Origin of the sequence: Oribacterium sp. oral taxon 102 (assembly GCF_013394775.1) — a bacterium.
In the GTDB taxonomy this organism is placed as follows: domain Bacteria; phylum Bacillota; class Clostridia; order Lachnospirales; family Lachnospiraceae; genus Oribacterium.
The window spans coordinates 2,006,573-2,020,376 of record NZ_JABXYT010000001.1 but is presented as its reverse complement, the minus strand read 5'-3'; the positions used below and the strand labels follow the sequence as shown (position 1 = coordinate 2,020,376).

Genomic DNA, 13,804 nt, shown 5'->3' with positions numbered 1-13,804 from the left:
GCCCGGTCTGAGACGGCGCCGGCAGAAAGGGAGGTTCAGAATGAGAAAATTATGGAAACGAAGCCGCCGTGGGTATTTTATCGCAGCGGTACTGCTTCTTGCTGCGGGATGGACACTTGGCGCCTGCGGCAAGAGCGGGAAAGCCGCGTCTGCCGGAGGGACGGGCGGCTCCGGCTCCGGCGTTTCGGGCGGTGCAAATCAGGCAGATATTCAGAGCGCGAAGGAATTCGCCGCCCAATATGGGATCGACATGCCGGATGGGCTCATATCTTTGGCCGATCCGGAGGCGGTCTATGTGTCAGGGAATCTGATTCAGCTAGGGAAGCTCGAAGCCTTCATCAGCATGGAAAACGCATCGGACTGGATTGATTCTGCGTATCAGCTCTCCGAGGGTATGAAGTATATCTCTGTGCCGGTCAATATGACCGACTATGGCTGGGGAAGGGTAAAAGAATTTCCGGATCCGGAGCATTTTTACCTGATCGAGTGCAGAGATGAGAGCGGGAATCTGCTGGATTCGGTGCAGCCCCGACAGAAACCGGTGACGGATATGCCGCTCACAGAGATTCTGTGGGATGCAGAAAACTACTATAACGGTCCGAAAGCCAATGAGACCGGGGAAGTGAAGGCCTGGCTTCTCTATGAGGTTCCGGCGGAGTGCAGAGAGATCGTGCTTGCCTGCTGGATGGAGGATCAGTTTTCGGAGCCCCACGATGCGGCGTTCCGCTTAAAGGTAATCGAAAAATCCCCTACGCATACCCTTGAACATATGGAGGGGGAGGAACTGCAGAAGCTTCTGGATACCTCGGAACGCCCGACGCTGGAGGATTTTGCCTGGTTCTGTCCCAGTCTTCGCGATGGATATGACTGGGGAGTGGAGAACAGAGATCCGGCCTATGACGTCCGCGAATACCTGGGCGGCTGGAAATGCTATCTGCTCCGGGACGGCAGGGCGTACGGAGAGGGGCTGGACGCCCATCTCTGCAATGTATATGTGGAAAATTACCAGTCGGAGGAGGGGTACGAGAAGGGCCGGGTCGATGTGCGCATCGACTGGTATCTCGCCTTTGACGAGGCAGGAGGCGTGAGAGATGAGAGTGCGCTCCCGGATACCGTGATAGGTCATGAGCGATTCTATTATAATCGCATGGAAAATGAGGATGGGGTATATCCCTTCCTGGGCTTCGGCTTTTATTATGCGCTCGACAGGGCGTTTGGCAGCGGGTCCTATTACGACGGGAACGGCAGAGAGTATTATGCGAAGCTCGTGCGGAGAGACGGTATCGGCGCATGGATTCAGAATGAAGCGCAGGGGAGCTTTACGACTCTGCCGGGGACAGATAATGTACCGCTTCCGGCAGACATGATTTCGAGACCGTCTGCCGCAGACAGCGCCTCCGATTCTCCGGCTCCGGGCAGGTCACAGAGTGCAGGAGGCGCTGCGGCGGCCTCGCAGACCCGATCAGAGCAAAGGCAGGGAGCTGCCGCAGGGCATACGGAGCTGAAGGACTTTGACTGGTACTTCGAGGACAGGCTTCCAAGCGGCGGAACGCGTCTCCGCGAGCTGCAAAGCCTGGGCGGGAGCTGGAAGGCGCTGATCAATGTCGTGACAGCGGAAGAGGGGACGAATCAGTGCCGCATCCTGCTCTGTGATGCCGAGCTGCAGTATATGGGCTACAAGCTCACCCTGCCGATGGAGGTGCTCAGGCGGTATCAGTTCCCAGTAAATGCACCGGACAGCATCAGGGTATTGGAATCCGGAGCCGGCGCCATGAACCTCACGGGGGATTGGGTCGAGGATTCCGGATCGATGGAATTGGGGAGCGCGGAGAGCGGATTTGATTTCCTGCTGAATGACTTCATGGAGGCGGACGGCCGGCAGTATGCCCGCGGCGCGGTCTACAGCAGAGGCTCTGAAGTCGGTGAGATCATTATGATCCGTCCCTGATTCCTCTCCGATTCTCTCTCCGCCGTTTTTATGTCCTTAGGATTTTATGGTGACAGTTCGGGCAGGGAGATCTTTATGGCAAACGGTTCTGTTTCAACGAACTGTGAATGCTTTGCCTGAGCTGCTGTCATTGCTTTGGAAATCATGCAGAAAGCCGGTGGAAAATCCGCCGGCTTTCTGCTACAATGGGACAGATACAAGCGGGGACGCTGCTTGTATCAAATGAAAAGCGGAAACGTATGCGGGAGCATGTGGCAGCAGAAAAAGGCGAACCGGAGAATGAGCGGGGGAGCGATGAATTCGGGGAAATGGAAAGAGGATGAGCTGATACAGCAGATGCTGAGGATTGCAGTGCCGATCGCGCTGCAATTTTTTATGCTGGCATGCGTCAGCGCTACGGACGCGGTGATGCTGGGCTTCGTGGATCAGACGGCGCTGTCGTCAGTTTCTTTGGCGGGGCAGATTCAGTTCGTGCTGAACCTCTTCGTTTCGGGAATCGCGATCGGCTGCGGCATCATGATCGCGCAGTACTGGGGCAAGAATGATCCGAAGTCCATTGAGCAGCTGATGCCGGTCGCACTCTATGCAAATGTGCTGTTCGGGGGCGTTTTCACCCTGCTCGCGCTGCTGCTTCCGGAGCAGCTGATGCGGATCTTCGCGAAGGATGCGGCGCTGATCTCCGGCGGGGCAGCCTATCTTCGCGCTGTCGCCCTTTCCTACCTCTTCTGTGGTATTTCACAGGTTTATCTCACGCTTCTGAAGAATACGGAGCGCGTGCTGCTCAGCTCGAAGATCAGCTCCGTCGCTGTCGTACTGAATATTCTTTTGAATGCGATTCTGATTTTCGGCTTTTTGGGATTTCCTGCGATGGGGATCACCGGGGCGGCGATTGCGACGGTTTTCGCGCGGGCGGTTGAGCTGATTTGGGCATATCTCGCGGTGAAGCAGGAGAGGACGGGGATATAGATCCGCTGGGCAGGCATTGTCCGCATGAATCGGGTGCTCCGGCAGGACTTCTGGAGATATACCACGCCGGTGCTGGGAGCATCTTTGGTATGGGGAATCGCCTTTGTGTCCTATTCCGTGATCCTGGGACATCTCGGGAGTGACCCGGTCGCGGCGAACTCGATCGCGAGTATCGTGAAGAGCATGCTGCAATGCGTGATCCGCGGCGTGAGCGCCGGCGCGGGTATCATTGTGGGGAATCTGCTGGGAGCGAATGAGCTGGAGAAGGCGGAGCGCTATGGGGCGAGGATTACGCATATTTCCATTCTGATCGGTGTCGTGACGGGGCTTCTGCTGATTCTGCTCTCCCCGGTCATTTCAGCGCTTGCACCGGTCACGGAGACGGCGAAGGGCTATCTTCGCTTCATGATGTGGATTCTCGGCTTCAATATGATGGGGCAGGCGGTCAATACGACTGTGCTGGACGGGATTTTCTGCGCAGGCGGGGATTCCAAATTTGATATGAAGGGGAACGTCGGCGCGATGTGGTGCTTTGCCGTACCCTTCGGCTTTCTGTCCGCTTTCGTGCTGGGTGCGCCGGTCTGGCTGGTTTACCTCATCATCAGCCTGGATGAGATCGTGAAGCTTCCGGCAGTTTATCTGCATTACCGGAAACGGATCTGGGTACGGAATATTACGAGGTAGGGGATTCAGCCCCGCAGGAAGATCTTCACGCCGATGCCGATGAGCAGGAGACCGCCGAAAATACCTGCGCGGTCGGCAAGCAGCAGGCTGCAGCGTTTCCCGAGGCGAATGCCGGAGAAGCAGAGCAGCCAGGTAACGGCGGCGATGATGAAAGAGGCGAGCAGCGCCATCGCGGTATGGTAGGAGGCAATCGTGAAGCCGACGGACAGCGCGTCGATGGAGGTTGCGATCCCCTGCAGGAGCAGGAAGCGCAGGCTCAGCCTGCAGTCGGGGGCGTCGGTTTCCGCCTTCCTCCGGAGTCCCTCCGTGAGCAGTGTGCCGCCGATGTAGAGCAGCAGGAGAAGGGAAGTCCAAGGGATGAGCGGCCGAATGACGGCGAAGCGGCATGCGGCGTTGTGGACACAGAACCAGCCGAGCAGCGGCATGAGGAACTGAAAGACGGCATAGGTTCCGGAGACGCCGAGCTCCTTCTCCGGGCGCATGGAGGGCTCGTGGAGCCCGTTTGCCATAGAAACCGAAAAGGCATCCATGGCGAGTCCGATGCCCAGCACCGCGCTGTTCAGAATAAAACCGAAATCCATCACCCCATCTCTCCTTTGTCAAGATAATATGAAGTTATACCATTTTGAGGGAAAGGGATGCGGTTAGTCAATGGTAACGCCTGCACAGCGGATGCGCCGCCTGCCGGAGCGGCAGCAGGATGCCGGCAGCAGGCGGCGTGGGAGATCAAAGCGGCAGCGCAGGGAAGCTGTTCGCGATTTGCCGAGATATAAAATATAGGGAAGCACTGTAATATAATAAAAAATCAGAGGAAACAACGATGAATGCAAGATACAGGATTCCCGGGATGCTGCTGACGATGCTGGGAGGCATCTGCTGGGGCTTTTCCGGATCGGTGGGGCAATATCTCTTTACTGTGGAGCAGATGGACAGCCGCTGGCTGGTTCCGATCCGGCTGGGCGCGGCAGGTATTCTCATGTTGCTGCTTTATACATGGAAATTCGGGAGGGCAGTGCTGGAGCCGTGGAGAGACAGGGCGGAGATCCGGGAGCTTCTGGTCTACGGACTGCTCGGTATCAGCGGCTGTCAGTTCACCTATTTCCTGACGATACAGCTCTCCACTGCCGCGATTGCGACGATCCTGCAGGATCTCGCGCCGGTCTGGATTCTGCTCTACAGCTGCCTTGCCGTGAAACGTCTGCCTCGTCTCTCGGAGCTTTTCAGCATCTGCCTCGCGCTGTTGGGTGTCGCATTGATTGCGAGCCACGGGGAGCTTCGGAATCTGGCAGCCTCCTCTTCGGCGCTCCTTACGGGGGTGATCTGTGCGTTCTGCGTTCTAATCTATAATGTAGTGCCGGGAAGGCTTATGCGGAAGTACCCGGTTTTTCTCTTGCAGGGCTGGGCATTTCTGCTGGGCGGTATCGTGCTGGCGCTTCTTTTCCGCCCATGGAGCTACCATTATGTGCCGAGCCTCTGCGGACTGCTCGGGATCGCCTTCGTGGTGCTGATCGGCAATGTTGCTGCGTTCACGGCGTATATGACGGGGGTGAAGATGATCGGGCCGGAAAAGGCGGTGCTCTATGGTTTTTCGGAGCCGATCAGCGCGGCGGTCATCGGGACGCTGTGCTTCCGAAATCCCTTTACGTCGGCGGATGTACTGGGCTTCCTCTGCGTGTTTTTGATGCTGGCATTGATTTCGACAAAAAAAGAGGCTTAGGGAAGTGCAGCTCCCCCGATCTTTGATCGGGGGAGCTGCATGGAGCATCGCAGGCCTTGTCCCTGCGATGCTCCTTTGGCGAAGATTGCGCACGGTTCGAAGGTCTGTGCTGCCCCTCCGGCGAGGAGAGCTTAGAACGGTTGCTTCTGATTCAAAGCGTGGAGCCTTCCCAGTTTACCGTACACTCCAATGTCTCCTGTACGGGGCGGTTTGTCGGTGCAGAGAGCTCCGATAGCAGGATGCGGCAGGCACTCCGACCCTCTGCGTAGGCGGGCTGTACGATGGTGGTGATGCGCGGGTCGGAAAACTGTGTCCACTCGGTATTGTCGAAGCCGATGAGACCAAGCTGCTTCGGCATTTCCGAGCGGAGCGGCTGCAGGGCGGTGAAGACGGAGGGCAGAGCCCAGCAGTTGGGGACGTAGACCAAAAGCGGCGGGACGCGGCGGAGCGCGGTCTGTACCGTGCGGTGAATTTCTCCGAGATCCAAACCGTTCTCTGCGATTTCCATGGCAGAGCAGGGAAGTCTGTGGGCATTCACCGTGTCCAGAAAGCCGGCGGAACGCTCGATCCGGGTGCTGAGCAGGCTCGGCTTCGCGCCGATCATCAGGAAGCTGCGGTAGCCGCGGGCAATGCAGGTCTCGATTGCGCGGCAGGTCGCTTCATAGTTGTCCGTCTTCACCCAGCAGGAATCTGACGCATAGAGCTTGCTGTCGAAGTAAACCAGCGGCTTTCCGGCATTCCGGATATGCTCACGAAGGTGCTGAAACTGGGAACTCGGCTGAATGATGAAGCCGTCTACCCCGAGGCGGAGCATTCGTTCTACATGACCTGTTTCGTCCTCCGGGCGATAGCTGCTGTTGCCGATCAGGATCTGATAGCCCTGCTCCCGTGCGGTATCCTCGATACCCTTGACGATTTGATTGGAGAAGCTGTTTGTGATATCGCCGATGATGACGCCGATCAGGAGCGACTGCTTCCGGTTCACCATGCGTGCGGCGACATTCGGCGTGTAATGGTATTTCTCGATAATATCGTGAAGCCGCGCTCCGGTTTCTGCGGACATTTTTTCCGTCTTCCCGTTCAAATAGAAGGAAACCGTGGTTTTCGAGACCCCGGCGAGCGCCGCGATATCCCTGATCGTCAGCTTTTTCTCTTTTTCCTTTTCCAAAGCCGATACCTCACATTCTCCGCGCGCGGCATAACCGGACGCGCTTGTTTTCTGCTTTGGTGATTTTACCATGGGATGGCACTTTCGTAAACGGCTTCCGTATGGACGGGGGAAGTTGCTGCGCTGCGTTTTGCGTTTCCACAGAACAGGGAACGGAGAAAAAGGGGAAGAAGTCGTTGACAAAACCGGTTTACTAGGCTATCATTTACACAGTGAGTGAAAGCGTTTACAGAACGGCAAGGAGGTTTTAAATATGGTTTTTGATATGAAGAGCTTTTCTCTGGAGGGAAAGATCGCACTGGTGACCGGTGCTTCCTACGGAATCGGCTTCGGCATTGCCAGCGCCTATGCGGCGGCTGGTGCAGTGATCTGCTTCAATGACATCAGCCGGGAGAAGGTGGATCTCGGTATTGCGGCGTACCGGGAGGCAGGGATCGAGGCGCACGGCTATGTTTGCAATGTCTGCGACGAATCGCAGGTGCAGGACATGGTTTCGAGAATCGAGGCAGAGGTCGGCAGCATTGACATTCTCGTAAACAATGCCGGCATTATCAAGCGGATTCCGATGACGGAAATGAGCGCGGAGGATTTCCGCCAGGTCATCGATGTGGATCTCAACGCGCCGTTTATTGTTTCCAAGGCAGTGATTCCTTCTATGATTCAAAAGGGACATGGCAAGATCATCAATATCTGTTCCATGATGTCCGAGCTCGGGCGGGAGACCGTCTCCGCCTATGCAGCGGCGAAGGGCGGACTGAAGATGCTGACGAAGAATATCTGTTCCGAGTATGGGCAGCACAATATCCAGTGCAACGGCATCGGACCGGGCTACATCGCGACGCCGCAGACCGCGCCGCTTCGGGAGAAGCAGGCAGACGGCAGTCGTCATCCCTTCGACCAGTTCATCTGTGCGAAGACGCCGGCGAACCGCTGGGGCACTCCGGAGGATCTGCAGGGGCCTGCCGTATTCCTTGCATCGGACGCATCGGATTTCGTGAATGGACATATCCTCTATGTAGACGGCGGAATCCTCGCCTATATCGGCAAGCAGCCGCAGTAAGACGCCGAGCGCATGAGCTCATGGTCTGCGGCGCCTGATAAATAATCCTATCATCCTGATCAGATAAAAGAGCGCGCCTCTCCGGGGGATGCGCTTTTTTGCGTATATCTGTTGTCCTGTCAAATGCCCGAATGCGGGGCATGCGAGTATGGCATCCTGCAACACATACTGTATAAGTCCTGCGCGGCACTTTGCTGCTTCGCAGCTTTCGTGCTGCTAACAGATATTCGCAAAACGCGCTGTTCACTTTGTTCGCATCGCTTTTTTGCTCATATTTGTTGTCCTGTGCAATGCCGGAGCAAGCGCTCATGCAAGCATGGCGTTTGCTCCGGCGCTGCACAGGGACTTATACAGTATAGATTGCCAGAAGACGATGCGGATGATAAGGTATGGGGAAGAAAAGCAGTGCTGTCAGAAGCAGAGGGGAGGCAATATGATACAGGACATTCATCCGCATCGTCTGGACAACCGATACCGTCCGAGAGAGAAGCCGACAGAGGAGAGCCGCATCCTCTCTTTCACGAAGGAGGGGGTAGTGGTTCGTGTTCTCGAGGGGGCGGAGATCCGCTTTCCGGAGGAGCAGCTTCTGCGCGGGGATCAGTCCGCACTGATGCTCCGGGATGCACGGGAGATCCAGCTCCCGAAGAGAGCGGAGCTTCCGGCGCTGCCGGAGGAGGCATTTCGCTATCTGTTCTCGGTGGATGGGCGGGGATATTTTTTATATGACAGGGAGCTGAATCTGGCGGGGCGCGGATATCGCTGCATTCCGGTGAAGGAGCTTCGGCGGGAGGGCTTCGGCCCGAAGTCCGAGATCTTCGCGGTGGTGACAGGCCTGCAGCTCTTTAACTGGTACCGAAGGAACCGTTACTGTGGCTGCTGCGGCACGGAAACGCTTCCTGATGAGCTGGAGCGGGCAATCCGCTGTCCGGCCTGCGGGAATCTGATCTATCCGCGGATCGTACCGGCGGTGATCGTCGGCGTCATCCATGAGGACAAACTGCTGCTGACGAAGTATGCGAGAGGGTTCCGACCGTATGCGCTGGTCGCGGGCTTTACGGAGATCGGGGAGACGCTGGAGCAGACGGTGGAAAGAGAGGTCATGGAGGAGGCAGGACTCCGTGTGAAGAACATCCGCTACTACAAGTCCCAGCCCTGGGGGATCGTGGACGACATTCTCATGGGCTATTTCTGTGAGGTTGATGGCAGCCCCGAGATCCGCATGGATCGCCTCGAGCTGAGCGTTGCGGAATGGAAGACGCGGGAGGAGATCGAGCTTCAGCCCGACGACTTCTCCCTCACCAATGAGATGATGCTGCGATTTAAGAGAGGGGAGATATAAGCCTGCATCGGGTTCCCTTCGGGCTTGCAGTGCTCCGCGAATCCGTCTTCGCCGGACGCAGATAAAGCCTGCGCCGAGTCGCTCCGGCGTTTCCCCGATGGCAGCTTCTACAATCCTAAGATCAGCTCCCGCGCATAGGGCAGGGTTTCGATCCAGTCGCAGAAATCATGCCATTCGGCGAGCTTGTGATTTTTCCGCGCAAAGTAAATATTGATCAGCGTCTCATAATTCAGGCTCAGAGTCCGGAGCTGCTGATAGGAGCTCGGGAGGAGCTGGATCAGGTCATACCAGTCCTCCTTTTTTTTGCCGTTTTCCAGATAACGGAGCCGGATCTTCTCAAGCTCGGAGACGATATGCCGAAGCAGTGCGAGTCCGTCCGGCGTGAGGTGGTCATGGGAAAAATCCGCGAGCTCGAAGGGCTTCGCATGGATTTTATGCATCGTTGAGGTAGAGTTTGCGACTGTCGCGACCTTGTAGGTGTCATATTCCTTCCACCAATACATCGGCGCGGTGACATCGACGGAGACGAAGACCTGCCGGAGATATTTACGGTGATCCGGGCCGGCGATGCGAAGCCGTTTCGCAAGTGAGAGATCATTCTCTCCGAGTATGTAGTTTCCCTCCGCATCGTAGGCGGAATCCATCCGCGCCCAGGAGTTCATCGGGTTTCGTGCGCCCCGGATCGCATTTTCCAGATTCATCACAGCGGCTTTTTCGATCTTTATCATCAGAAAACTCCTTTTCTCAACGTTTGACTATAGATAAAAACATGATACAGAAAAAAGGAGGAAATGTAAATGCGGGAGGCTCTTATGAAAGTGCATAAAAGAAATTACAGGGCACCGGATACGTCCCGCTGCGGTTTCGTTTTTTCGAACTTCGTACAGCACAGACAGGAAAGCTCTTGTATTGAGATAAATACATGATAATGTCAAAAATATTACAAAAACTATTAACAAAATTATGGGTTAATGCTATAATCTACACAAATGTTAAAAAAATAACATTAAAATCAAAGTGGGTCTTAAAGGACGGCAGGCGCTCTGTCGGCCGTGGAAGAAAGGAGAAATGGATGGCTAGGTTTACATTACCGAGAGATCTGTATCATGGGAAGGGATCCCTTTCCGCATTGAAGGAGCTGAAGGGAAAAAAGGCGATGATCTGTGTCGGCGGCGGCTCGATGAAGCGCTTCGGTTTCCTGGATAGAGCGGAGCAGTATCTGCGTGAGGCCGGTATGGAGGTCGAGCTCTTCGAGGGCATCGAGTCTGATCCGTCCGTTGAGACCGTGATGCGCGGTGCAGAGGCGATGAAGAGGTTTGAGCCGGACTGGATCGTAGCGATCGGCGGCGGTTCCCCGATCGACGCAGCAAAGGCGATGTGGATCAAGTATGAGTATCCGGACTGCACCTTTGAGGATATGTGCAAGGTGTTCGGGATTCCGGAGCTTCGGAAGAAGGCACATTTCTGTGCGGTCTCCTCTACCTCCGGCACGGCTACCGAGGTGACGGCATTCTCCATTATCACTGACTATGCGCAGGGGACAAAGTACCCGATCGCTGATTTCGAGATCACGCCGGATGTCGCGATCGTAGATCCGGAGCTTGCAGAGACGATGCCGAGGAAGCTTGTGGCGCAGACCGGTATGGATGCGATGACGCATGCAATCGAGGCGTATGTATCCACGGCGAATAACGACTTCACGGATCCGCTGGCGATCCATGCGATTGAGATGATTCAGCAGTATCTGGTTCGTTCCTATAATGAGGATATGACGGCGCGGGATGCCATGCACAATGCACAGTGCCTTGCAGGCATGGCATTTTCCAATGCACTTCTCGGCATCGTGCATTCCATGGCGCATAAGACCGGTGCGGTTTTTGCAGATTGCGGCGCACATATCGTACATGGCTCGGCAAACGCGATGTACCTCCCGAAGGTAATCGCCTTCAATGCGAAGGACGAGACCGCGAAGAAGAGATACGGCGTGATCGCCGACTATATGCACCTAGGCGGGGAGACGGACGACGAGAAGGTACAGCTTCTGATCAAGGAGCTTCGTCGTATGAACGACGAGCTGAATATTCCGCACTGCATCCGGCACTACGGTAAGGATGCACTGCCGACAGAGACCGGCTTTGTTCCGGAGGAGGTATTCCTGGAGAGACTTCCGGGTATCGCGGAGAGGGCGATCGCGGATGCCTGCACCGGTTCCAACCCGCGGATCCCGACGCAGGAGGAGATGGAGAAGCTGCTGAAGGCATGCTACTATGATACGGATGTGGATTTCTGAAAACCATAAATAAATCAAAATCAGCGCTGCTCTAAAAGAACGAGAAGTCATGCCGGAGACAGAAATGCCGCCGGCATGACTTTTTTTGTAAAATCAATAAGTATTCCCGCTGTCTCTTATCCGATACAGGGAGCTTGGAAAGAAGGATTGAAGATATCCTGAAATCCTATTATAATGATTCCAGTCAGACACCTATGCCCTGCTGCGTAGGAAGAGCATTTCAACCGCAGGAGTTGTCAATTCATTTTCGTATGGAGGACGAGATGTATAAAATCACAAAAGTTGAGCACTTGGTGGACAAGGACTGGCTCATGGTAGTGGAAGCGCCGTTCGTTGCCAGAAAGGCGGAGCCGGGACAGTTCATGATCGCGAAGCTGGGGGAGCTGGGGGAGAGAATCCCGCTCACGATCGCGGATTATGACAGAGAGGCAGGGACGATCACGATCGTCTTCCAGGTGGTCGGCGTGTCTACCGAGAAGATGAGCAGACTTCGGACAGGGGATTTTTTCACAGATATTGTGGGGCCGCTGGGGATGCCGTCCGAGCTCGTGGAGACGCCGCTCTCGGAGCTTCGGAAGGAGAGCATCCTATTCATTGCCGGCGGTGTCGGTGCAGCACCGGTTTATCCGCAGGTGAAATGGCTGCATGAGCATGGGATCGAAGCGGATGTAATCCTCGGCGCGAGAAGCAAGGATCTCCTGATTATGGAGGAGGATCTCCGGAGGGTCGCGAAGAATGTTTATGTGACAACGGACGACGGCTCTCACGGTGCGAAGGGTGTCGTGACCGATGTGCTGAAGAGACTGGTCAATGAGGACGGAAAGAAATATACGAGGTGTATCGCGATCGGGCCGGTCATCATGATGAAGTTTGCCTGTATTGCAACGAAGGAGCTGGGTATCCCTACGGTGGTTTCCATGAATCCCATTATGATCGACGGTACCGGAATGTGCGGCGCCTGCCGTCTGCTCGTGGGCGATGAAATCAAGTTTGCCTGCGTAGACGGGCCGGAGTTCGACGGACACAAGGTGGACTTCGACCTCGCGATGAAGCGGCAGCGCACCTACAGGGACGAGGAGGGGAAGGCGATGCTGGAGTTCCTCGAGGCGGAGAAGTCCCATGGCGGCTGCGGCAACTGTAACTGATCGGAACTTTGGCTAAGGAGAAGAGAAAATGGCAGGTGTATTAGAGAGAGTTCCTGTTCGTGAGCAGGAGCCGAAGGTGAGAGCGACAAACTTCGAGGAGGTTTGCTTAGGATATAATGACGAAGAGGCAAAGGCAGAGGCGGAGCGCTGTCTGAACTGCAAGAACCCGAAGTGTGTGCAGGGCTGTCCGGTGTCCATTCATATCAATGACTTCATTACCGAGATCAAGAAGGGCGATATAAAGGCGGCTGCCGATGTCATCGCGCTTTCCTCCGCCCTGCCGGCGGTCTGCGGACGTGTCTGCCCGCAGGAGTCCCAGTGCGAGGGGCAGTGCATTCGCGGTATCAAGGGGGAGCCGGTTTCAATCGGCAAGCTCGAGAGATACGTCGCGGATTGGGCGAGAGAGCATGACTATGTCGCTGCGAAGGCGGGCGAGCCGAACGGCAGGAGGGTTGCGGTCATCGGCTCCGGACCGTCCGGGCTGACCTGTGCGGGGGATCTCGCGAAGCTGGGCTATGAGGTGACGATTTTCGAGGCGTTCCATGAGCCGGGCGGCGTACTGATCTATGGCATTCCGGAATTCCGTCTCCCGAAGGACAGGGTCGTGATTCCTGAGATCGAGAATGTCAAGAAGCTCGGCGTGAAGATCGAGACCAATGTGATCGTCGGACGTTCCATCACGGTGGATGAGCTGCTCACGGAGGAGGGCTATGACGCCGTATTCCTCGGAACCGGAGCGGGACTTCCGAAGTTCATGGGGATCCCGGGCGAGCAGGCGAACGGCGTATACTCCGCCAATGAGTTTCTGACCAGAAACAACCTGATGAAGGCATATCGTGAGGATTCCGATACGCCGATCAAGGCAGGCAGGAAGGTAGTCGTGGTCGGCGGCGGAAACGTGGCGATGGACGCGGCGAGAACCGCGCTTCGTCTGGGCGCGGAGGTGCATGTGGTTTACCGTCGTTCCGAGGCGGAGCTTCCGGCGAGACAGGAGGAGGTACATCACGCGAAGCAGGAGGGCATTATTTTTGATCTGCTTCAGAATCCGGTAGAGATTCTCGTGGATGAGGATGACTGGGTGCGGGGGGTGAAGATCGTCCGTATGGAGCTGGGAGAGCCGGATGCCTCCGGACGGAAAAGACCGGTGGAGGTGCCGGGCTCGGAATATGTGCTGGACTGCGACACCGTCATCATGTCTCTCGGCACCTCTCCGAATCCGCTGATCCGGGCGACGACAGAGGGGCTGGAGACCAACAAGTACGGCTGCATTATTGCGAAGGAGGAGAATGGCGAGACCACGAAGCAGGGCGTGTACGCCGGAGGCGACGCGGTGACCGGTGCGGCGACGGTAATTCTGGCGATGGGTGCGGGAAAGGCAGCCGCGCAGGGCATCGACGAATATCTGCGGAGCAGGTAAGCATAGGTGCCGCGCTTTCCAGCGGGAGGCATCAGCATTTATATCGGTACGATACGGCAGAGGGACGGTC

The 13,804-nt window shown here is 56.1% G+C and carries 12 protein-coding genes; 9 read left to right on the top strand and 3 right to left on the bottom strand.

What is annotated here, in order from left to right; all coding sequences use genetic code 11:
- Positions 1–40: 40 nt before the first annotated feature.
- From HW273_RS09065 to HW273_RS11560, 3 genes are all read left to right on the top strand, one after another.
- A complete protein-coding gene (locus tag HW273_RS09065) occupies positions 41–1,948 on the top strand; it encodes a hypothetical protein (protein ID WP_179011702.1) in 1,908 nt (635 codons plus the stop codon).
- Between the two features lie 249 nt (positions 1,949–2,197).
- Positions 2,198–2,914: an MATE family efflux transporter gene (locus tag HW273_RS11565; protein WP_243206777.1), complete on the top strand. Its 717-nt coding sequence runs from the start codon at positions 2,198–2,200 to the stop codon at positions 2,912–2,914.
- A 24-nt stretch (positions 2,915–2,938) separates the two neighbouring features.
- Positions 2,939–3,598 (top strand): MATE family efflux transporter, encoded by a 660-nt coding sequence (locus HW273_RS11560; RefSeq protein WP_243206776.1) that lies wholly within the window; start codon positions 2,939–2,941, stop codon positions 3,596–3,598.
- A 5-nt stretch (positions 3,599–3,603) separates the two neighbouring features.
- On the opposite strand, the gene HW273_RS09055 is transcribed toward HW273_RS11560, so the two are convergent.
- On the bottom strand, positions 3,604–4,179 hold the full coding sequence (locus HW273_RS09055; RefSeq protein WP_179011700.1) for a manganese efflux pump MntP: 576 nt from the start codon (positions 4,177–4,179) through the stop codon (positions 3,604–3,606).
- Positions 4,180–4,418: 239 nt separating this feature from the next.
- Between HW273_RS09055 and HW273_RS09050 the strand changes: the two genes are divergently transcribed.
- Positions 4,419–5,315, top strand: a complete 897-nt coding sequence (locus HW273_RS09050) for a DMT family transporter (RefSeq protein ID WP_179011698.1) — start codon at positions 4,419–4,421, stop codon at positions 5,313–5,315.
- A 151-nt stretch (positions 5,316–5,466) separates the two neighbouring features.
- Here HW273_RS09050 and HW273_RS09045 read toward each other — a convergent pair whose 3' ends face one another.
- On the bottom strand, positions 5,467–6,483 hold the full coding sequence (locus tag HW273_RS09045) for a LacI family DNA-binding transcriptional regulator (protein WP_207718939.1): 1,017 nt from the start codon (positions 6,481–6,483) through the stop codon (positions 5,467–5,469).
- Between the two features lie 265 nt (positions 6,484–6,748).
- On the opposite strand from HW273_RS09045, the gene HW273_RS09040 reads away from it, so the two are divergent.
- Positions 6,749–7,543, top strand: a complete 795-nt coding sequence (locus HW273_RS09040; RefSeq protein ID WP_179012510.1) for a gluconate 5-dehydrogenase — start codon at positions 6,749–6,751, stop codon at positions 7,541–7,543.
- Between the two features lie 433 nt (positions 7,544–7,976).
- Positions 7,977–8,882, top strand: coding sequence for an NAD(+) diphosphatase (gene nudC / locus HW273_RS09035; protein WP_179011694.1), 906 nt, complete (start codon positions 7,977–7,979; stop codon positions 8,880–8,882).
- A 107-nt stretch (positions 8,883–8,989) separates the two neighbouring features.
- Here the strand turns inward: nudC and HW273_RS09030 are convergent, their stop codons facing one another.
- The gene (locus HW273_RS09030) at positions 8,990–9,610 is read right to left on the bottom strand and encodes a hypothetical protein (RefSeq protein WP_179011693.1); all 621 of its coding nucleotides are present in this window, start codon (positions 9,608–9,610) and stop codon (positions 8,990–8,992) included.
- 344 nt (positions 9,611–9,954) lie between these two features.
- On the opposite strand from HW273_RS09030, the gene HW273_RS09025 reads away from it, so the two are divergent.
- From HW273_RS09025 to gltA, 3 genes are all read left to right on the top strand, one after another.
- Entirely contained in the window at positions 9,955–11,172 is a 1,218-nt protein-coding gene (locus HW273_RS09025) for an iron-containing alcohol dehydrogenase (RefSeq protein WP_179011691.1), read from the top strand.
- Between the two features lie 263 nt (positions 11,173–11,435).
- Positions 11,436–12,317, top strand: a complete 882-nt coding sequence (locus HW273_RS09020) for a sulfide/dihydroorotate dehydrogenase-like FAD/NAD-binding protein (RefSeq protein ID WP_179011689.1) — start codon at positions 11,436–11,438, stop codon at positions 12,315–12,317.
- 28 nt (positions 12,318–12,345) lie between these two features.
- Positions 12,346–13,734 (top strand): NADPH-dependent glutamate synthase, encoded by a 1,389-nt coding sequence (gene gltA / locus HW273_RS09015; protein WP_179011687.1) that lies wholly within the window; start codon positions 12,346–12,348, stop codon positions 13,732–13,734.
- Positions 13,735–13,804: the final 70 nt, after the last annotated feature.